Origin of the sequence: Enterococcus canis NBRC 100695 (genome assembly GCF_001544375.1) — a bacterium.
Classification (GTDB): Bacteria; Bacillota; Bacilli; order Lactobacillales; family Enterococcaceae; genus Enterococcus_H; species Enterococcus_H canis.
The window spans coordinates 1-20,706 of sequence record NZ_BCQJ01000001.1; the positions used below are offsets into that span (position 1 = coordinate 1).

Below are 20,706 nucleotides of genomic sequence, written 5' to 3' on the forward strand. Positions count from 1 at the left end.
ATCTTCACGGAAGAGTACTTCCTGAAGCTTTGGAGAGTTGTCCGAGAGGCCGAAGGAGCATGATTGGAAATCATGTAGACGGGTAACCCTGTCTCAAGGGTTCGAATCCCTTACTCTCCGTTACAACAAATCTGGCCCGTTGGTCAAGCGGTTAAGACACCGCCCTTTCACGGCGGTAACACGGGTTCGAATCCCGTACGGGTCATAAAATATAATTTGGAGGTTTAGCTCAGCTGGGAGAGCATCTGCCTTACAAGCAGAGGGTCAGCGGTTCGATCCCGTTAACCTCCATATATGCTGGTTCCGTGGTGTAGGGGTTAACATGCCTGCCTGTCACGCAGGAGATCGCGGGTTCGATTCCCGTCGGGACCGCCATTATATTTTAAACAGCTTAAATATGGCGCGGTAGCTCAGTTGGTAGAGCAACGGATTGAAGCTCCGTGTGTCGGCAGTTCGATTCTGTCCCGCGCCACCATGGAGGAGTAGCGAAGTGGCTAAACGCGACGGACTGTAAATCCGTTCCTTAGGGTTCAGTGGTTCGAATCCACTCTCCTCCATTTTATAGGGGTATAGTTTAAAGGTAGAACAGCGGTCTCCAAAACCGTTAGTGTGGGTTCAATTCCTGCTACCCCTGCCATTTAATATTTTGTTCTTATCACGGCGGGTGTGGCGAAGTGGTTAACGCACCGGATTGTGGCTCCGGCATTCGTGGGTTCGATTCCCATCACTCGCCCTTTTCATTGGGGTATAGCCAAGCGGTAAGGCAAGGGACTTTGACTCCCTCATGCGTTGGTTCGAATCCAGCTACCCCAGTTTCAATAATAGTTTGTTATTGTTGAATAAAAATAGTATAATGGCGGTATAGCCAAGTGGTAAGGCAGAGGTCTGCAAAACCTTCATCACCGGTTCAAATCCGGTTACCGCCTTAGTACTAAAAATACTACTCTTAACATGCCGGCGTGGCGGAATTGGCAGACGCGCTGGACTCAAAATCCAGTGCCCGTTGAGGGCGTGCCGGTTCGACCCCGGCCGCCGGTATTAAAGACTGATAAATCGTTGATTTATCAGTCTTTTTTTGCGAATGAAAACGGAGTATGTTGGACTATAAAACAACAGATAGAACATTTTATTTTACTACGCTTATAGCAGAAGCTTTGAAATTAAGCTTAATACATATCACTACAGTCACATTTTAAATATATAATTAGTTGTGTAGTGCATCAGCAGGACCATTCATGACACCTACGAAATTTTTGCCAGCATTGAATTATACTAATGTTGGTAAGATAAAATAGTGGAGGTCTAGTTAATGACAAAAAAGTTTTTATTATCAATAATCGTTTTAGCAGATTTGACAGCAGCAATAGTTTTTTCAGAAACAGAGCACGCGGCGCAGATTGATTCCACCTCGACTTGGTGCATGTCATAAATGAATACCGCTGATACTATATCTTATAGAACAAGTGATTTTTTGAATTTGGAATGATTTACTACGAGCTAGATTTCGTTTTTGTTATTTGTTTAACTGATTTTTAAGAGAATGAGGTGTGGTATATGATAAAAGTCGCTATTTGTGATGATGACTTAATTGTGGCACAACAAATTGAGTCGGCAATTTTGAACTTCGATAAATACAAAAGTCAATTAGAGGTGGATGTATTTACAAGTGCAGTCGAATTACTGACCTTTTGTCAAAAGGAAGATTACATGTTCTTTTTTCTGGATATTGAGATGCCTAGTATGATGGGAATTGAGTTAGCTAGAAGTATCAGAGAAAGAGGAAATCACAGCCCTATTGTTTTTGTTACTAGTTTTAGTGAATATATGGAAGAGGTTTTCCATTTGCATACGTTTGACTATTTGCTTAAACCTGTATCAGAAAAAGATGTTCAGCATGTTGTAGACAAATTGATGAGTTACTTGAATATGAGTAGTAACCGATTTGTTTTCGAGTATAATCGCTCTACATATAGCTTACTTTATGCAGAAATCATCTATATTGAAAAACAAAGTCGACAGGCGTTGATTCATACAAAAACTGATACTTATAAAGTAAACTTGTCGTCTGATGAGATTATTAGTCGACTAGATCAAAATTTCATTCGAGCACATAACTCTTTTATAATAAACGCCGTCCATATTACGGAATTCAACAGTAAATACTTGAAACTGTCACAAGATATTGTGATTCCTATTGGTAGAAAGTATTCGAAAGATGTAAAAAGCTTCATAGTAGAAATGATGAGGAAAACGATGGGATGGATTTTTTAAATGAAATAACTTGGTTTATTCCAGCGCTAGCAGAGACAGTAGGCATTTGTCTTTTTTTCAGAGAGCCCTTATTAGCTAACGGTAAAGTGAATAAAGTATATATTCAGCTTTTCTTTCTTTTTACTACCTATCTTTTCTTAGAAGTTGCAATTCTAATTAGTAAAAATGACTATTTATATCCTTTCTTTGTTACACTTTCAAAACATTTAGGCGTTCAATACACCGATCTACTAAATTATTTACTAGTTACTCTGACAATAGCCATCCTATTGAAACCACGGCAATTAGATAAATATTCATCATTTTTCTGGATTAGTAACTTATTATTGTGTACGATTCTAGCTAGTTCAATGGCCACATTGTTGACAAGCCAACTTATTGTCTATCTTAAAGTTGCTCGATTTGGTCCATTATTTAGTACAATAATTCAGGTATTTTGTTTAGGTATACTATTCTTTTTATTAAACAAGATTGCTAAGCCAATAAAAAATCAAATCCAAAGTCGAATCGTTCTGGGTTGTTTTATTGGAATCTCTGTTACTTCTATGAGCATGCTGATTTATTTTATGAGAGAGGTTTATTTTGTGGATCGCGTGTCTTATCTAAGATTGTGGCTCATAGTGGGGGTTCTTACTTTAATTAATTTTTTTGTGTTGCTATTGTTTGAATCACAGCGAAATTTTTATGAAACGGCGAGAAAAACAGAACTCGAAAACCATTTGTTTTCTTCACAGATAGAAACTTTAGAACTTCAAATGAAAAATACCCAAGAGCTTTCGCGATTCAAGCATGATATCAATAATCAAACAATAGTATTAGCAGGTTTAATTGAATCTGGTGAATATGATGCCGCGCTAAACTTGCTAGAAAAAAGAAAAATCAATGATACTAAACGCTTGTTTTTCACAAATCATTCAGTTTTGAACTATATTCTTGTGGAGAAATCAAAAGAAGCTGCCTCAAAAGATATAACCATGGATGCTCGAGTTTTTTTACCAGACACTTTTCAGATACCTCCTGAGATTATTGGCATCGTTATTGGGAATTTATTGGATAATGCCATTGAGGCAGCATGTCGGGCGAAAATACCAAATAACGAGATTCAATTAACGATAAAATTTTTTGAGAAAAATCTCTTTATTGATATTAAAAATAGATTTGCTGTTGAAGAATTGAGGACAAGAAAATCTAGGAAAACAGACGGTTTTGGAATAAGAAACATCCAAAGGGTCGTGGCAGATTTCAAAGGTATTTATGAAACTAAAATCATAGAGGATCAATACATCACAACCATCATATTTTTTAATATCTAGTTATTTAATACAGGTTAACGGCTATTCATGACATCTGCGTAATTTTTATAATCAGTGAATTATACTAATGATTGTAAAAATAAACTATTGGAGGTCATGACAAAGACAAAGAAATTTCTATTATCGGCAATTGTTTTAGCAGGGGTGACAGCAGGAGTTGCATTCTCTTCAGAAACAGGACAAGCAGCAACGATTGATTACCAACGTGACTTGAAGAGGATCATAAATGATGAGCTAGTGATCCATAATGATGTTTTGGGCCGAGAAATGACAAAAGCAGAATCAAAAATCTTTTTGGATACCATTGAAGAAGAAAAAGACCGGTTGCATACTGACCAGTTGACGGAGGAAATCATACATACTGCCAATAAGGCTGCTGCTGGTGAGAAAAAAACACTAACGTTAAAGGAAACAGAAACAAAGAAGAGTAGCTCAAATCATTCAAAAATGAATGTCGCAAATACTAACACTTATAAAGCAAATGCATTTTTCCGAATTTGGCATAATCTGTTACAAGGTAAATTCAGTCTTTGATAATTTTTCATCTCTATGGGTAAACAGAAACGGAAATCTATGCAACGTATGTCTTTTATATTACTAGAAGTATTGAGTAAACAGTATAGTGAAAAGAAGTTATTCATTACCCAATAGTAATAAATAACTATCATGAAATTTAAAATAAGTAGCGTGCTACTAGTTGAAAAGTTCAAGACATTGATAATCTAATGTTTTGAACTTTTTAATATTTTTTGAGCTAGTCAAAATCGTTTTATGGAAACTTTCGAAGGAGTTCAGTTTCCAGGATAGTCATTAGCAGATTTAATTACTCGTCATAGGAGGAATTATTAAAGGCAACTATTTATTCTTCCGGAAACTTTTTGAAAAAGGCTACATATACTAGTAAACTAAGAGAAATGGCCAAAAATACGAGAATCAAGGGCCTAGGGAGGAAGTCCTTTTTCCCAACCAAGGTGATAGTAGAATTGATTGCTAGTAGAATAAAAATATAAAGATATTTTCGCTTCATAATTGACCTCCTAAAGTGATAATGACATTAGCGTATCATTATAAATAATTGGATACACTAAAAATTTTCATTTCATTTGCTTACTCAACTTGCAAAGCATCGAAACATCCTTCAATTTCATAAAAAATGCTATTGCGTAAAGGCTTTCAAATGACTATACTTAGTGCAACATCAAGATAAGAGGCGAAGGTTATGTTTTTTAAGAAAAAAGCTAAAGAACTTGAGGAGCGGGATATTTGGGGTCGTTTACCACTACAAATTTACGAAAAAGTGGGTCTGACTATTCCGAGATCCGCTAAGAATTTGAGAAGGACGCCAGAAGGGCGAGTTATTCACGATTATTTTGTCTTATTTGAACAAGCAAAACCCGATGTGCGCGGACATCGGGATCTTTTACAAAGTGCTTTATGGATAAGTTATAGCAGTAAAAGTTATCGCATTGATACCTTGGAATCTAAGGAAGAACTTTCGCGCCTTTTAACGGCGAGTTTCAATCTACAAGAAGGAACAGACTTTATGATTTCTGATACGGCGTTGGATCCACGTTTTTCCTTGTTTACTTGAGAAATTTAAAAAAGGGAGTTGGTAATGTTGCCTTCACAGAGTCTAGTGATTCGTAAAATGGTACTGGAAGATATTAACCTGATTGCCACGAGTTTTCGGGCACAGGGATGGGATGGTCGTGAGACTGTTCTTACCCAGTATTACCGGGAACAAGAGGCAGGGGAACGGGTAGTCTTTGTTGCCGAAGTGACGGAACTTGTAGGGTATGTAACGTTAAAACCGGTAGCCACTGAGGGACCGTTCAAGGATCGTTATCCAGAAATTGTCGACTTCAATATTTTTGAACGATTTCAAAAACATGGCTATGGCAGCTTATTGATAGCTAGCGTGGAGGAGCGGGCTAAAGAAATGGCGGCTATCGTGACTTTGGGAGTGGGGCTACATGCGGGCTATGGTCCCGCGCAACGTCTTTATAGCAAAAGAGGTTACGTACCGGATGGTTCGGGCGTTTGGTATAAAAATGAACCGTTAAAAATGAATGCACTTTGTCGAAATGATGATGAACTAGTTCTCTATTTATCAAAAGAATTAGAGCGTTAGCCAAGGCACGAAGGCCAGCTTGGTTTTGTGAGCAACTGGTGATAACCGAATGGCAGTTTTGTTTTTAATTTGTCGTCTCGACAGTCTATGGGTGGCGATATTCAAGCACTACGCTTTTTGTAAATAAAACTTCTAGAAAACTCTTTATTACGCTATTTTGCTACGAAAAGGTATAATAAAAAAATAGCAGAATAAAGGAGAATGATTGGATGGAACAGTATCCTCAAGCATTGACAATTGCGGGTTCAGATAGTGATGGCTCAGCTGGCATGCAAGCTGACTTGCATACTTTCTTTGCCAGAAAAGTATATGGTGCGTCAGTAATGACAGCTTGTGTCGCCGGCAACTCATATGGTATTCAGGCGAGTGTGACTTTGCCAACAGAATTTATCGACAAGGAGTTTCAATTGTTGGCGGAAGATTATCAAATCCGTGCCAGTAAAACTGGGATGATTGCCAATTCAGAATTAATTAAAACCATCGTAAAGAACTATCAATTGTATGATTTTGGTCCTCTGGTAGTGGATCCGGTGATTATGACGAAGCATGGGAATATGCTAATTGAAGAAGAAGCGTTGAGTACCCTGAAGGAGGAATTGATTCCTTTGGCAACGGTTTTAACCCCGAATTTTTACGAAGCAGAGAAGCTGACGGGAATCCAACTGGCAACCAATTCTGATTTTGAGTCGGCGGCTCATAAGCTACAAAAAATGGGCGCAAAAAATGTTGTGATTAAAGGCGCCCATCGTTCTTCTGAACAAACGGAGGTTCGTGATTATCTTTTACTAGCTTCTGGTGAAAGCCATTGGTTAAGTGCGCCTTATCACGAGACAGATCGCATTAACGGGACGGGGGACTCGTTATCGGCCTGCATTGCTGCTGAATTAGCAAAGGGTACGGATGTATTAACTGCGGTTCAGATTGCCAAACGGTTTGTGAATGAAGCAATCGGGGCAGAGCTGACAATCGGCCATAAATATGGCCCTATCAACCACTGGGCCGGCGCAGAGTTAATAGAATAAAAAAGCAGGATCTTTCAAGCATACTTGAGAGGTCCTGCTGTTTTTTACTGGAAAGTCTATTATGAATATAAGGAACACGCTTCGCGGATCATTTCGGTAAAGACAACTCGGTCGACTTGATCCAAATGGCGAAAGGCAAGCGTGTTGCTATAAACATTGACTTCGCCAAGCTGGTCGCGGTAATGGTTGACTAGAAAACGATTGTGTTTGACGGCATTGACATAGACTTTGAATTCTTCGCTATCTTTGGCAAGTCCGATGAGAAAGGTTCGCTCTTCAGGGGCATGATCGAGCTGACTTTTGTTCTTATGATAGCCAATCATTGGCTCCGTCGACCCATTGCGCATTCCGGTCAAAATGTAACTTTCAACTTTGGCAGTGGTGCGAATCAACTGATCAAGCTGTTCAATAATGGCAAGATCCTCAGGGGTCAAATGAGCCATATAAGAAGTTAGCACTTGTTTTTCCATTGGTCATACTCCTTTCTTGTTTGCCATATTATAACTATTTCGAGATAAAAATGCGAATAAAAAGGCTTGTAAAACATAGGTTATTTATATAATTAAAAAACATTTGTTTTATGATGGGGATTCTTTCTTTATTTTGTTAAGAAAATCAAAAAATGATACCATTAGAGGGACAAACGTCAGAAAGAATAGTAAGATGAAATCTGACTCTTGGAAATGAGTGGATAGATATGAAAATTTTAAAACGAATCATACAGCTGATTTTAATTGGCTTACCTTTAACAGGACTTTATTTTGGTTGGCAGATTTATCAAAATGTTCAGCGAGTGATGCAATATGAGCCTTTGGTGGCAGCCGAGGTGGATAAACAAGAGATTCCCCAATATAAGGATCTGATGTTGGCGATTATTTATACTGAAAGTAAGGGACGCGGGACTGATTTAATGCAAGCTAGTGAGAGCCGCTATGGCGCGCAGCATCAAATCTCTAGTCAAAAAGAAAGTATTGAAGCGGGCGTTGCCTATTTTGCAGAGACTTTGCAAAAAAGCGAGGCTCAGGACTGCGATCTCTGGACGGCTATTCAAGCCTATAACTTTGGCGTCGATTATATTCCCTTTGTTGCTGAAAAAGGTGGCAAAAATTCGGTCAAAATCGCGGAAAACTATTCTAAAAACGTGTTATCAAAAGCTTTAGGCAATGACTCAGAAGAAACGTATCAATATGTACGTCCACAATCAATTTTTTATAATGGTGGTTTCTTGTATCAAAACGGTGGGAACTTCTTTTATTCAGAGTTGGTTAAGATGAATCAACACTTTATCCAATGGCTAGGCTAGTCATTTGGTAAGGTGTTTTTTCTGCGAGTAACTCGAAGCAAAGCACTTGAAACTAAATGATTTCGTGTTATAATTACAGTAGTGTAATTGTGTCTTTAAGGTCGCGCTGATGCTTATTGGTGCGATTTTTTACCGACTACAACGGTAGTGGAGGTGAGTCGATGGCACAGATTCCTCAACAAGTTATTGATGAGGTTCGCAGCAGAAGTAATATCGTAGACGTGATTGGACAATACGTCCAATTGAAGAAGTCTGGTAAGAATTATATGGGGCTTTGCCCTTTTCATGAAGAGCGTTCTCCATCTTTTTCCGTTGCTGAGGACAAGCAAATCTATCATTGTTTTGGCTGCGGAAAAGGCGGGAACGTTTTTACCTTTTTGCAGGATTTGGAAGGAATCAGTTTTCCAGAAGCTGTCCAGAAGGTGGCTGAGATTGAGCAGATTCCAGTCACTATTGAAGTCGCACGGACGGAGACTGTAACCAACAGCACTGAGCGTGAGCTAATCAATCTTCATGAAAAAACGGCGGATTTGTATCATCATATTTTGATGAATACAAAGGCTGGTGAAGAAGCCTTGGCTTATTTGGAAGAACGTGGTTTGACCAAGGACATTATTGAAACGTTTAAGCTGGGGTTCGCACCAGCTGAGCGAACGATTTTGTCTCAGGTCATGGTAAAAGAAGGCTTTTCAGAAGAACGTCTGCGAGAAAGTGGTTTGTTCGTGGAAAGAGAAAACGGTGACCGTTTGGACCGCTTTTACCAACGAATTATGTTCCCAATTGAAAATGCTCAAGGAAAAGTTGTGGCCTTTTCGGGTCGCTTGCTGAAGACGGAAAAATTTCCTGGCGATGACATGCCTAAGTATCTCAATAGTCCGGAAACAGAAATTTTCAATAAGCGCTTTACCCTGTACAATTTTGCCCGTGGTCGTCAAATGATCCGCAAAGAAAGCCAAGTGTTGCTTTTTGAAGGTTTTATGGACGTGATTGCTGCTTGGCAGGCTGGTTTTCAAAATGGCATTGCTTCGATGGGGACGAGTTTAACGAATGAGCAGCTGACGATGATTGAGCGAACAGTCAAAGAAGTCGTTGTCTTATATGACGGTGATAATGCCGGTACCGAAGCAACGTATCGTGCGCTACAACTATTGCGGGAACATCCGCGACTGACCGTGAGCGTCGTCAATCTGCCCGAAAAGCTAGATCCTGATGAGTATGTACGCAAATATGGAACCGAATCCTTTCGAGAAACGGTAATTCATGGTAAAATGACGCCTTTTGCGTTTAAAATGCGCTATTTTCGTCGTGACCGCAATTTGAAGAATGAGCGAGAACAATTAGCTTATTTGCAAGATGTTTTACAAGCCTTGACTGAGGTTCGCTCACCAGTTGAACGGGATATGTACCTGAATCAATTGGCGCATGAGTTTCAGCTATCTGTCGAAAGTTTGCAGGAGCAATTCCAGAGTTATCAGCAGACCGCCCGTCAAGATCGACAACAAGCTTATGTAGAACCTACTCAGCCGCAGAGACCGAAGCGGCGTGTATTGAATCAGTCAGAAAAGGCTGAACAAATGCTGTTACACCGCATGTTTCATCAACAAAGTGTTCGTAATTTTGTGCGGAATCAACCAGATTTCCACTTTATCCATGATAGCTATCAAGAGTTGTATCTCTTGTTAGATAGTTATATTGGGTTAAAAGGTAATTTTGAGGAAGCCGAGTTTATCGATTTTCTCCAAAGCAATCAGTTAAAACAATTGGTTGTTGATATTAGCTTGCTAAATCTTGGTGAGGAGAGTTCGGAACGCGAGATCACAGATCTCTTAGCTGCCATTGCTCGTTCAAGTATCGCTGAAGAAATCACTCAAAAACGAATCCAGCAGCAAGAAGCTGGACGAGCCGGCAATAAAGCGTTAGAACTGCAACTTACCATTGATATAATAAATTTGACCAAGCAATTGAAACATGCCGGTCAATAATGAAGGAGGCCCGCTTTCATGGCGAATGAAGTAAAGAACAAACAATATGACGAAGCCGTGGCAAAATTTATTCGGGAGAACAAACCAAAAGGCAACGTCCAATATGACGAGTTGACGAACACGTTGGCTACGCCATTTTCACTGACCGCGGATCAGATGGACAAATTGATCCAAAAAGTCGAAGACGCTGGGGTCAGTGTTGTAGATGAAAATGGAGAGCCTAGTTCCCATAGTTTGAAAGCTGAAAAGCCTGTTGCAAAACAAGAATTAGAAGACTTATCTGCGCCTACAGGTGTAAAAATCAACGATCCTGTGCGTATGTATCTTAAAGAAATCGGTCGCGTTCAATTGCTGACAGCGGCAGAAGAAGTTGAGTTAGCCTTAAAAATTGAAGAAGGCGACCAAGAAGCTAAACAACGCTTAGCAGAAGCTAACTTGCGTTTGGTGGTAAGTATTGCGAAACGCTATGTTGGTCGTGGAATGCAGTTCTTGGATTTAATCCAAGAAGGAAATATGGGCTTGATGAAAGCTGTCGAAAAATTTGATTACCGCAAAGGGTTCAAATTCTCTACCTATGCGACTTGGTGGATTCGCCAAGCGATCACGCGGGCGATTGCTGACCAAGCACGTACGATTCGGATTCCAGTACACATGGTGGAAACAATCAATAAACTGATTCGCATCCAACGTCAATTACTACAAGACCTTGGACGGGAACCAACACCGGAAGAAATTGGAGCCGAAATGGACTTGCCGACTGAAAAGGTTCGTGAAATCTTGAAAATCGCGCAAGAGCCAGTTTCCTTGGAAACGCCAATCGGGGAAGAAGACGATTCTCACCTTGGCGATTTCATCGAGGACCAAGAAGCAACTAGTCCTGCTGAGCATGCAGCTTACGAGCTATTAAAAGAACAGTTAGAAGATGTGTTAGACACATTAACTGACCGTGAAGAAAATGTGTTACGTTTGCGTTTCGGCTTAGATGATGGCCGTACACGGACCTTGGAAGAGGTCGGCAAGGTATTTGGCGTGACGCGTGAACGTATTCGTCAGATTGAAGCGAAAGCGTTGCGTAAATTACGTCACCCTTCTCGTTCTAAACAATTAAAAGACTTTTTAGAGTAAACATATTGAAGAGGTAGGAACAAGCGTTTATTCGGATAGGAAGAATCTGGAACATGACTGTTTGAGTTATGTTTCAGATTCTTTTTTAGCAAATAGGAGGAAGAGCCATGCGCTATGGTATTTTTTTACGGGGCATTAATACAGGCGCTAGAAGGATTTCTAGCCAGCAACTGGAGGCGTTGCTACAGCAAGCTGGCTTCGCAGGCAAAGCAGTGCTGGCGACTGGAAATCTCGTCTTAACAGCGAAAGCGCCAGCTGAAGTGGTACTGCAAAAAGTTTTACGGGAGATTGGGACGTACTTCCAAAGTGAACAGACGGGCGTGATTCGGACTGAAACAGAATTAGCGGACCTTTTGACCACATTACCGATGGAAACAGCAGGCTTTAACCAGATGGTCCTATTTACTGACGTACCACTATATGAAGCCTTATTAGATGAAGCAGATTCACCAGCGTTACAGCCTCTCACAGGCCATGATTTGCTTTGGACGGTAAAAAAAGGGAAGACTACTGAAGGTTTTGGCCGAATTTTAGCTAAGAAGAAATATCAAGCTTTGTTGACATCTCGCAATTGCCGCACGGTAGAAAAGGTTTTAAAACAGATGCAGATAGATTAAAAAAGACGCCAGTCGTTTAAAAAACTGGCGTCTTTTTGCTATAAAATGGGCGATAGTAATCGCGAAAAATATTGCTTAAAACGTAGCCAATGGGAATAGCCGTTGATGGTTTCATCCGTCAAACGTTCACATTGAGGTAGATCACTTTCAAAAATGGCCGCCATTTCTTGGGCGATCATCTTATCATAGATGAAGGCATTGGTTTCAAAATTCAGGGCATAACTGCGAATATCCTGATTTGCTGTTCCAACGGTGGCAATTTTACCGTCAATTACCATTGTTTTGGCGTGAAGAAACCCATTTTGATACATATAGATTTCAATACCACGGCTGTGAAGGTAATTGGCATAGTATTGGGTCGCCCGGTAAATAAATGGATGATCAGGCATGCAGGGAATCATGATTTTGATATTCACGTTAGAACGGGCCGCAATGACTAAGGCTGATATGACACTTTCATCGGGAATCAAATAAGGTGACTGAATCAAAATGCTTTCCTTGGCACTCATGATCATGCGAATAAAGCCAGCTTTGATCATTTCCGATTGAGAATCGGGGCCGTCATAGGCGATTTGGATCGGGGTCACACCTAATTGTTCCGGCTTGAACAGTTGGAAGTACTGGTCGTCAAAGGACAATTTTTCTGATTTATGCCGAACAGAGGCATTCCAGTCCATCAAAAAGACCTCTTGCAGTGACCAGATACTAGGGCCAGTCACGCGGATATGCGTATCCCGCCAATAACCAAATTTCTTTTTACGTCCTAAATATTGATCGCCAACATTAAAACCACCCGTCCAGGCGACCTGTCCATCCAGCACAACGATTTTACGGTGCAAATGATAGTTTAAGCGGGTTTTGCGGATCATATCCCGTGACGTGATGAAGGGCGCAACTTCGCCACCAGCTGCCACAAACGGCTGAAACCATTTCTTATTGGCACCAGGCGAGCCCCAAGGGTCATAAATCAAACGAGTTTGTACGCCTTCCTTGGCTTTTTTTGTTAGCAAATCCAGGAATTCGTTGCCGATAGCATCGTTAAAAAAAGAATAATATTCCACGTGAACTGATTCAGTTGCTTTTTCAATATCGGCAAAGAGTGCTTTGAATTTTGCCTCACCATCGGTATAAAAGCTGATTTTGTTACAATGGGTCAATGGCGGCTGTTTCATGTAATCAAAGTAGTCGATAACCTGTTCACCAAAAGGATCAATGGGTGGAGCAGTAGCTTTTAGATCTAACTTCAGCATTCGCCCCCGTTGCATTTCCATCCCTACAAAGTCTTTTTGTCCCAGCTGGAAAAGGTTCTCTTTCGCTAATCCACGTCCGAGAAAGCTATAAAGAATAAAGCCGATACCTGGTAAAAAGACAAGAGTCAAGATCCAGGCCAGAACACTGGTGATACTCCGCTGCTTATGGAAAACGGTATAGATAGCTAGAAGCGTATTGACGACTAATAAAACAATAATAATATCTACTAAATACTGCATAGGGTAACTCCTTTCAACTGTTTAAGTATAGCAGAAAAGGGTAGTAACGCCCTAGTAAAATCCTCGGGAAGTTTTTTAAAGTTTCGTGCAAATTGAGCGAAATTTGATAAAATAGAGAGGTTGTGAAAGGATGAATAGAATGGATATTTACTTAAAATCAGCAATCATACATTTGATGGACCGGGAATCCGGAGTACCTGTCTACTCACAGATCCCGCTAGATCTTGCTAATGAGGCCGTTAGAACCTATGTTCAGACAAAGATTCAAAAAGTCGCTTCGGCGCAGACCAAAACAGGGCAATTAAAAAGTGATAGTTTTGTTGCGGAACAAATCAAGGCGTTAGAGACAGATTTTACCGGCGCTAGCCAACAATTAACGGAGCATTGGTTCCAACTATTAAATGGCAGTGAAGACGCACCTGGTGGCGATGTTATCGTGGCCCTTTATGAAGAAGATACGCGTTTATATGGCGCCTTAATGAAGTTAAACTACAAGGAAAGCTATACCCATTTTGTGGAATACGAGGCCGACCAAGTGGCGAATAAGCTGATTGTTAACCGAGCGATCTTACCAAGTAAGTCGCAAAAGCCTGATGAGGCATTGCTAGTAGGCTTGAATGATTTAAGCTATCAGTTAATTGAGAAGAAGTACCAATTTTCAGGCGAAAAAAAGGCGTACTTTTCTGAACAGGTGATTGAATCGGAACCGTTGCCTTCAATGGAAGAAAACATTCGCGAAGTGAAAAAAGTGGCCAAAAAAATCAGTAAGCAATTCAACCAAGAAGAATACGCTACTTTGGCAGCTGTCCAAGAGGCGATTGCTGAATCAGTGGAAGAATCTGGGACCGTTTCAAGTCAATACGTGGCAGAAAAAGTCTTTCAAGATAATGTTTCGGCCCGTTTAGCGTATCAAGAAGAGTTGAAGGATACGAGTTTTGTGGAAGAGGCCCCAGTACCTAAGCTAGTGGCGGAAAAGAAATTTAGTAAGCAAAAATTGAAAATGGATAATGGTATCGAATTGATTGTGCCATTAGAGATTTATCACGATCCCAATATGATCGAATTTATCAATAATCCAGATGGCACGGTCTCCATTACCATCAAAAATGTTGAGAAAATTATTAATAAGTTTTAAAAAAATATTGAGACAGAAGCGTTTATTCGGATATGAAAAATCAGGGACATAACTTTTTGAGTTATGTCCCTGATTCTTCTTGAAGCTCTTTTAAGTAGCCGCTTAGTTTGTGCCAATCCTCAACAATGTCTGGCTCTAGACGGCGGGCGTAGAGAACGGCTGCCGGATGATACAGTGGAACGATGTGGTAACTACGTTCGGTAAGCAAATAGCTGCCAGGATGATTGGGATCGGCTTGTTGGATTGGCTGTGTTAAGAGTTGACCGTGGTAATGAGAAACCGTGTAGTCTTTCCCTAAAAGTCGTTGCAGGCCAATATTACCTAAAGTAGCGATAATCAAAGGCTTTACTTGCTGGATCTCGTAGTCCAGTAACGGGGCTGAGAAGGCAACCTCTTTTTTAGATGGCGTTCGGTTAGGGTATTTCATTTCGCCATTAGGCTGAGGTTTGACAGAGAAGGGACGGTTACGCACGGCACTCGTGATATAAAGCTGCTCACGGCTTAGTTGATTTTCTCCAAGCCAACGATCTAATTCGCGGCCAGCGGCACCTGTGAAAGGCTTGTGAGTATCTAGTTCTGTTCGACCGGGGGCTTCACCCACCAGCATCAGCTGGGCCGGTATTTGACCATAACCAGGGACAAATCCTTCCAATTGAAAATCGGTTAACTGTTTTGCTACGGAAGCTACTAGTGATTTTGGATACTGCATTTCTTGACTAGTCATGATTTTCACCTCGTCTTTAAGATAACATGGAGCTGATTTTTTGAACACGATAAACCATTTTCAAGGCCCGCAAGTCAAAATCGTTGCGTGTTTTCAAAAAACGTATATAATAAGTTCATGAAGGTCAGGGAACATCAATTATGGCATCCTGATTTTTCTAAAGATTTTAGGAGGTTTGTAAAATGGCAAAAGAACATTATGACAGAAGTAAACCACACGTAAATATCGGTACCATCGGCCATGTCGACCACGGGAAAACAACCCTGACAGCCGCTATCACTACCGTTCTAGGTAAAAAAGGCCTGGCAAACCCTCAGGATTATGCCAGCATTGATGCCGCACCTGAAGAACGTGAACGTGGTATCACTATCAACACCGCTCACGTTGAGTACGAAACAGAAGCTCGCCACTATGCGCATATCGACGCACCAGGGCACGCGGACTACGTTAAAAACATGATCACTGGGGCAGCCCAAATGGATGGTGCCATCTTAGTTGTATCTGCAACTGACGGCCCTATGCCACAAACTCGTGAACACATTCTATTATCTCGTCAAGTTGGGGTTAAAAACCTAATCGTCTTCTTGAACAAAGTTGACTTAGTTGACGACGAAGAATTGATCGACTTAGTCGAAATGGAAGTACGTGAATTACTTTCTGAATATGATTTCCCAGGTGACGATATTCCTGTCTTGAAAGGTTCCGCTTTGAAAGCTCTAGAAGGCGACCCTTCAGCAGAAGAAGTTATCTTAGAATTGATGGATACTGTTGACGAATACATCCCAACACCAGAACGTGACACTGACAAACCATTATTGTTGCCAGTGGAAGATGTTTTCTCAATTACTGGACGTGGGACTGTTGCCTCTGGTCGTATCGACCGTGGGACTATCCGCGTTGGGGAAGAAGTTGAAATCGTAGGGATCAAACCTGAAACACAAAAAGCCGTTGTAACTGGTGTCGAAATGTTCCGTAAAACATTAGACTACGGTGAAGCCGGCGATAACGTTGGGGTCTTGCTACGTGGTATCACACGTGACGAAATCGAACGTGGTCAAGTATTAGCTAAACCAGGTTCAATCACACCACATACAAAATTCAAAGCAGAAGTTTATGTATTGACGAAAGAAGAAGGTGGTCGTCATACACCATTCTTTAACAACTATCGTCCACAATTCTACTTCCGTACAACTGACGTAACAGGTACTATTACGTTACCAGAAGGCGTTGAAATGGTAATGCCTGGCGATAACGTAACTATCGACGTTGATTTGATCCACCCAATCGCTGTAGAAAACGGAACAACGTTCTCTATTCGTGAAGGCGGACGTACCGTTGGTTCAGGTATCGTTACTGAAATCGAAGCGTAAGCGACTTTATAACCCATCTCTTTCAAAAGGGATGGGTTTTTTGTTATACTTTGAAAAGAGGTGACATTATGACGATTTTAGTAACAGGATTCGATCCTTTTGGTGGCGAGTCCATCAATCCCGCCTGGGAAGCGGTGAAAAGACTTCCCGATGTATTACTGGAACAACCGGTTATTAAGCTGGAGGTTCCGACTATTTTTGGTGAATCAGGTGCCGTTTTACAAGAAGCCATTTTGACCCATCAGCCTGACTTAGTGATTCTGGTAGGACAAGCTGGAGGCCGTAATGGTATCACCGTTGAACGAGTTGCCATCAACTTAGACGATGCCCGTATTCCCGATAATGCAGGGAATCAGCCGTTGGATGAGGTGATTCAAGCCACGGGTGAAGCTGCTTATTTCAGCTCATTACCAATCAAAGCAATGGTGGCGGCAATTCGTCAAGCAGGATTACCAGCCAGTGTGTCGAATTCGGCTGGTACCTTTGTGTGTAACCACTTGATGTATCAAGCGCTATTCGCGACGAATGGCACTTCTGCGCGGGCGGGGTTCATTCATGTGCCGTTTATCCCTAGTCAAACCGTAGCCAAAACAGCTCCTTCAATGAACTTGACTGATATCGTCAAGGGCTTGACGGCAGCCATTGAGGCGGCTATTATTCATGAGTCTGACATCACCGCCATTGAAGGTACGACTCATTAAAATCGGAGCAGAAAAAACTCCAGTTAGCAAAACACTTTGTATCGACCCCCGAAAGTTAGACCAGAAATCTAACTTTCGGGATGACGACACTTCAAAAAGTGCTGCTGACTGGAGCTTCTTTGTATTTTTTAGCGTTCAATGATGTGTTTAATGATTCGTTTGACCCCATGCATGGGTTTGCGTTGATCAACAGGGGCGTTGTCAATGATTAGTAATACCAACATGACATAAATCAAGGAACTGTCACGAGAGTACAAGGTATATTTTGAAATCCAAGAGGTAGCATATTTTTCTTTATAATCCTTCAACCCTTGGAAGGAATAGAAGCGACTACCAAATTGATAAATCAAGGAAGCCACGCGCTCTTGGAAAAAGCTCTTGCGAGAGGTTCCCACGTTGGCTAATGGTGCCATGCCTAGATTGAAAAACTGCACACCTTCATCTCGCATATAATCAAACAGATGGATGAAGAGGAAGTCCATAACGCCAGATGGGGCGCTCTTGCTGTGGCGCATTAAGTCGATCGTGCCTTCTTCTTTTGAGTAGGTAGGCATAAAGTTAGCAAAACTGACAATCGCACCCTGTTCATCCTTAACGACAGCAATGGGGGCATGACTGAGGTAATCACGTGAAAAATAACCTAAGGAGAAGCCTTTTTCACGACGTCCCGCTAACCATTCGTCTGAGACAGCTTGCAGTTCGTTCATAAAATCATCACTGAAGGGTGGATTTACCACTTCAAATTGATAATTTTCCCGTTCGATTCGATTCAAGACGGCGCGTTGGCTCTTCATTTTCTTGCCACTGGTAGTAAATGTTGGTAGATCCACATGGGCTTCTTCCCCCATCTTCATGAAGTCATAGCCGAAGTCGTGCATCATTAGGACGAATTCTTCGGTCACTTCATAGAGTACCAGATGATAACCCCAACGATCGGCTTCATTGACTAGCTGAGCCAATGCTGCTGGAAAATCAGACTTCTTACCAGATGGATCTCCCATTAAGACGACTTTGTCGTTATAAGTCTTAAATTGGAAGAGAACCGTTTCCTCTCCCTCGTCATTTTTATAAAGAGACATGACTTTATCCTTCAAAAATATCAATTGCGAGTCACCGTTACCACCGTAAGTGTCGAGTAATTTTAGGACGCGTGCATCATTGACGGGTTCACCTAATTGATGTTTGACACCACCTAAGTAGCGCAAGAAAAGATAGATAAATAGCGTCATTAAGATAATCGCTAGGAATCCTGATAACCAGACCTTCTCTGATGGGAAAAATAAAAAGGACACAAAGCGATGATTATGGTGCGGAAACCGGGGTAGATTGTAAACGCCGATTCCAAGATAGAGTAAGGTCAAAGCAGCGAAGATGACGCCGTCAAAGGTGCGCATCTCCCAACTGTAAACCAGTTGTTCGCGGAAGAGTTCTGGTTTAGAAAAGATTACAATCACCAATAGAATCCCAAGATAACCAATCACGCCCCAAGAAAAATCAAGGAAAATTGTATAGCCCAGTGCAACAGCCAAGGTAATGATAGTTGGCAGATAGGCTCGTTTAACGCGAGCCGCAATTCCACGCCCCATAATAATTAACAAGAATCCCAATAGAATACTTGGAAATTGTGAAACTAAATGGAAGGAGAGGGGATTTAGCCGCGCCAGCCATTTGAATTCTTGGAATGCTTGGGGAATAGTGGCTGATAGCACCATCATGACCCCAGAGAAATATAAAAGGAATACGACGATTTTATGGGCCATTTCGGTGGCTAAGTCCTTCGGTAATCCGTTGTAACGATCATTTAGACTGCCACTGAGGTTTTTGGCGAAAAAGACGCAGCCAATGAAAAATGGAATAATATAGTAGAAAAGACGATAAAGCAAAATCCAGGCAACGACTTGTTCACGATTGACGCCAACAGCTGATAAGCCAATAATCATCATCAGATCGAAACTTCCTAGTTCGCCGGGAATCATCGAGACAATCCCAATCACGGAAGCTGCGATGAAAAGGAGAATAACCACAGTTGGACGAACGGAAATGCCCATTAACTGTCCGATTGCTAAAAAGCTGCCTAACACGCCAGCCCATTCTAGAAATGAGGTCAGAACCAGGCCTAGACGGTCACTAGCAGCTAGTCCGCCCACATAACCCTCTTTTTTCACAACAGAAATAATGAAAACAACTGGGAAATAAAGAGAGCCGCCTAGAAGCCAGATCCAATACTGGTCAACATAGCTAGGAACGTGATCCAGCCGCAGCAGTAAAAAGCCAATCAAACTGAAAATCGATAAACCAGACATTAAGAAGAGAAAAATCTTTGAAAGTGCTTTGGCAACATCTTTTCCCTCGGCCTCTTTCCCGTAAAATTCGGAGCGCAAGCCAATACTAATGAGACCGCCAAAACCGGCGACATTGTTGATGGTATTGATTAACCAAGAGGTTTCAAAAAGGTATTGCGGCTTCGGTTTCTGCTTTAAGATGCGATTCAAAATCACATCATAGCCTACCATAGGCACTACGGCGACTAAGCCAATCACCAACATCAATAAGATTTTCCATAAAGGCAAATCGGCGAAGATATTGGATAATTGCTGGAAGTTGATACTTTTACTGATGGAGAATAGCTCAGCTACAACGATCACAACGACCGAAACGACAAAGACGGATTTGATCAAGCCTAAACGGTCTTTGATCCATTGAACGATATTTTTCATTGGGTCACCTGCTTTTCCATTAAGAATTGTAAGACGAGTTGATTAAAATTGTCCGCGTCTTTGCGCGCTACGGTATGTCCTTGCTTAGGTACTAATACCAGCGATGAATGAGGTAGCGTATCAGTTAAATACAAAGAATGCGACAATTTGATTAAATCATGTTTCCCCACGATCACTAAGGCGGGTTGCTGGATCTTTTTAAGGTCTTGTGTGGAGACACCGATATCATGGAGCAACAGACCGGCAACCGGTAAAAATTGTTGCGCCTTTTTAGAGAAGATGCTGGCCATTTTGACCGCCGCATATTCCAGGTAAGATACGATGCGGGCGGTAAAGCGTAGGCCAAAGAAAGTCGTATTACCGGCATTCAAAACCAGTTTCCGGACTTTTTCAGGATACATTTTAGTGAAGACTAGCGCATAGTTCGCACCATCACTAAAGCCTAAGATATCAGCCTGTTGAATATTTTCCAGCGCCATGACGGTGGCTAAATCGCTTGCCATCAGTTGAAAGCTGAGACTAGAAGCTAAATTGTTGGACTTGCCATGTCCGCGACTATCCAGTGCAATCACCCGAAAGTGTTTGGCTAATGGGACAAATTGATATTTGAAATAGTTTAGACTGCCGCCGTTGCCATGTAGCAGAATCAAGGGTTCGCCGTGGCCTAGCGTTTGATAATGAATGCGCGTGCCATCGGTCATCGTCGCATATTTATTTCGTACTTTCATAACATCACCTACTTTAAGTATAACGTGTTTTTGAAAAGATGCCCAATATTAGGGGCGCAAAGGCCAGAAAATCAAGT

The 20,706-nt window shown here is 41.4% G+C and carries 18 protein-coding genes and 11 tRNA genes; 24 read left to right on the forward strand and 5 right to left on the reverse strand.

Going from position 1 to position 20,706, the window contains the following annotated elements; genetic code table 11:
* Positions 1–31: 31 nt before the first annotated feature.
* The 17 genes from ECA01S_RS00005 (at position 32) to thiD (ending at position 6,737) form a co-directional block, all read left to right on the forward strand.
* Positions 32–120 (forward strand) — tRNA-Ser (locus tag ECA01S_RS00005).
* Between the two features lie 13 nt (positions 121–133).
* Positions 134–205, forward strand: a tRNA-Glu gene (locus ECA01S_RS00010).
* Positions 206–218: 13 nt separating this feature from the next.
* Positions 219–291, forward strand: a tRNA-Val gene (locus tag ECA01S_RS00015).
* A gap of 8 nt (positions 292–299) precedes the next feature.
* Positions 300–375, forward strand: a tRNA-Asp gene (locus ECA01S_RS00020).
* Between the two features lie 24 nt (positions 376–399).
* Positions 400–475 (forward strand) — tRNA-Phe (locus ECA01S_RS00025).
* A 1-nt stretch (position 476) separates the two neighbouring features.
* Positions 477–557 (forward strand) — tRNA-Tyr (locus ECA01S_RS00030).
* 6 nt (positions 558–563) lie between these two features.
* Positions 564–637, forward strand: a tRNA-Trp gene (locus ECA01S_RS00035).
* A gap of 23 nt (positions 638–660) precedes the next feature.
* Positions 661–733, forward strand: a tRNA-His gene (locus tag ECA01S_RS00040).
* An 8-nt stretch (positions 734–741) separates the two neighbouring features.
* Positions 742–813: transfer RNA gene (locus ECA01S_RS00045), tRNA-Gln, on the forward strand.
* 42 nt (positions 814–855) lie between these two features.
* Positions 856–926, forward strand: a tRNA-Cys gene (locus ECA01S_RS00050).
* Positions 927–953: 27 nt separating this feature from the next.
* Positions 954–1,038: transfer RNA gene (locus ECA01S_RS00055), tRNA-Leu, on the forward strand.
* Between the two features lie 516 nt (positions 1,039–1,554).
* On the forward strand, positions 1,555–2,271 hold the full coding sequence (locus tag ECA01S_RS00060) for a LytR/AlgR family response regulator transcription factor (RefSeq protein ID WP_067389205.1): 717 nt from the start codon (positions 1,555–1,557) through the stop codon (positions 2,269–2,271).
* The gene (locus tag ECA01S_RS00065; RefSeq protein ID WP_067389208.1) at positions 2,259–3,584 is read left to right on the forward strand and encodes a sensor histidine kinase; all 1,326 of its coding nucleotides are present in this window, start codon (positions 2,259–2,261) and stop codon (positions 3,582–3,584) included. The genes ECA01S_RS00060 and ECA01S_RS00065 overlap by 13 nt, the downstream gene beginning before the upstream one ends.
* A gap of 96 nt (positions 3,585–3,680) precedes the next feature.
* Positions 3,681–4,118: a hypothetical protein gene (locus ECA01S_RS00070; protein ID WP_067389211.1), complete on the forward strand. Its 438-nt coding sequence runs from the start codon at positions 3,681–3,683 to the stop codon at positions 4,116–4,118.
* 685 nt (positions 4,119–4,803) lie between these two features.
* Entirely contained in the window at positions 4,804–5,175 is a 372-nt protein-coding gene (locus ECA01S_RS00075) for a hypothetical protein (protein WP_067389214.1), read from the forward strand.
* A 24-nt stretch (positions 5,176–5,199) separates the two neighbouring features.
* The gene (locus ECA01S_RS00080; protein ID WP_067389217.1) at positions 5,200–5,715 is read left to right on the forward strand and encodes a GNAT family N-acetyltransferase; all 516 of its coding nucleotides are present in this window, start codon (positions 5,200–5,202) and stop codon (positions 5,713–5,715) included.
* Positions 5,716–5,924: 209 nt separating this feature from the next.
* The gene (gene thiD, locus ECA01S_RS00085; protein WP_067389220.1) at positions 5,925–6,737 is read left to right on the forward strand and encodes a bifunctional hydroxymethylpyrimidine kinase/phosphomethylpyrimidine kinase; all 813 of its coding nucleotides are present in this window, start codon (positions 5,925–5,927) and stop codon (positions 6,735–6,737) included.
* A 59-nt stretch (positions 6,738–6,796) separates the two neighbouring features.
* Here the strand turns inward: thiD and ECA01S_RS00090 are convergent, their stop codons facing one another.
* Positions 6,797–7,207, reverse strand: coding sequence for a hypothetical protein (locus ECA01S_RS00090; RefSeq protein WP_067389223.1), 411 nt, complete (start codon positions 7,205–7,207; stop codon positions 6,797–6,799).
* Positions 7,208–7,434: 227 nt separating this feature from the next.
* Here ECA01S_RS00090 and ECA01S_RS00095 point away from each other — a divergent pair, with 227 nt between their 5' ends.
* The 4 genes from ECA01S_RS00095 (at position 7,435) to ECA01S_RS00110 (ending at position 11,764) form a co-directional block, all read left to right on the forward strand.
* Complete coding sequence (locus tag ECA01S_RS00095) at positions 7,435–8,040, forward strand: lysozyme family protein (protein ID WP_067389226.1); 606 nt, start codon at positions 7,435–7,437, stop codon at positions 8,038–8,040.
* 161 nt (positions 8,041–8,201) lie between these two features.
* The gene (dnaG, locus tag ECA01S_RS00100; RefSeq protein WP_067389229.1) at positions 8,202–10,022 is read left to right on the forward strand and encodes a DNA primase; all 1,821 of its coding nucleotides are present in this window, start codon (positions 8,202–8,204) and stop codon (positions 10,020–10,022) included.
* An 18-nt stretch (positions 10,023–10,040) separates the two neighbouring features.
* Positions 10,041–11,147, forward strand: coding sequence for an RNA polymerase sigma factor RpoD (gene rpoD, locus ECA01S_RS00105; protein WP_067389232.1), 1,107 nt, complete (start codon positions 10,041–10,043; stop codon positions 11,145–11,147).
* A gap of 107 nt (positions 11,148–11,254) precedes the next feature.
* A complete protein-coding gene (locus ECA01S_RS00110; RefSeq protein ID WP_067389235.1) occupies positions 11,255–11,764 on the forward strand; it encodes a DUF1697 domain-containing protein in 510 nt (169 codons plus the stop codon).
* Positions 11,765–11,802: 38 nt separating this feature from the next.
* Here ECA01S_RS00110 and cls read toward each other — a convergent pair whose 3' ends face one another.
* Complete coding sequence (cls, locus tag ECA01S_RS00115; RefSeq protein ID WP_067389238.1) at positions 11,803–13,254, reverse strand: cardiolipin synthase; 1,452 nt, start codon at positions 13,252–13,254, stop codon at positions 11,803–11,805.
* 139 nt (positions 13,255–13,393) lie between these two features.
* On the opposite strand from cls, the gene ECA01S_RS00120 reads away from it, so the two are divergent.
* A complete protein-coding gene (locus tag ECA01S_RS00120) occupies positions 13,394–14,389 on the forward strand; it encodes a nucleoid-associated protein (RefSeq protein WP_067389241.1) in 996 nt (331 codons plus the stop codon).
* Between the two features lie 61 nt (positions 14,390–14,450).
* Here ECA01S_RS00120 and ECA01S_RS00125 read toward each other — a convergent pair whose 3' ends face one another.
* Entirely contained in the window at positions 14,451–15,098 is a 648-nt protein-coding gene (locus ECA01S_RS00125; RefSeq protein WP_067391042.1) for a uracil-DNA glycosylase, read from the reverse strand.
* A gap of 197 nt (positions 15,099–15,295) precedes the next feature.
* Here ECA01S_RS00125 and tuf point away from each other — a divergent pair, with 197 nt between their 5' ends.
* Together tuf and pcp are read left to right on the forward strand one after the other, a co-directional pair.
* A complete protein-coding gene (gene tuf / locus ECA01S_RS00130; protein WP_067389244.1) occupies positions 15,296–16,483 on the forward strand; it encodes an elongation factor Tu in 1,188 nt (395 codons plus the stop codon).
* 68 nt (positions 16,484–16,551) lie between these two features.
* On the forward strand, positions 16,552–17,184 hold the full coding sequence (pcp, locus tag ECA01S_RS00135) for a pyroglutamyl-peptidase I (RefSeq protein WP_067389246.1): 633 nt from the start codon (positions 16,552–16,554) through the stop codon (positions 17,182–17,184).
* A gap of 128 nt (positions 17,185–17,312) precedes the next feature.
* Here pcp and mprF read toward each other — a convergent pair whose 3' ends face one another.
* Entirely contained in the window at positions 17,313–19,901 is a 2,589-nt protein-coding gene (mprF, locus tag ECA01S_RS00140) for a bifunctional lysylphosphatidylglycerol flippase/synthetase MprF (RefSeq protein ID WP_067389273.1), read from the reverse strand.
* On the reverse strand, positions 19,898–20,629 hold the full coding sequence (locus ECA01S_RS00145) for an alpha/beta fold hydrolase (RefSeq protein ID WP_067389275.1): 732 nt from the start codon (positions 20,627–20,629) through the stop codon (positions 19,898–19,900). Before ECA01S_RS00145 ends, mprF begins: the two co-directional genes overlap by 4 nt.
* Positions 20,630–20,706 lie beyond the last annotated feature (77 nt).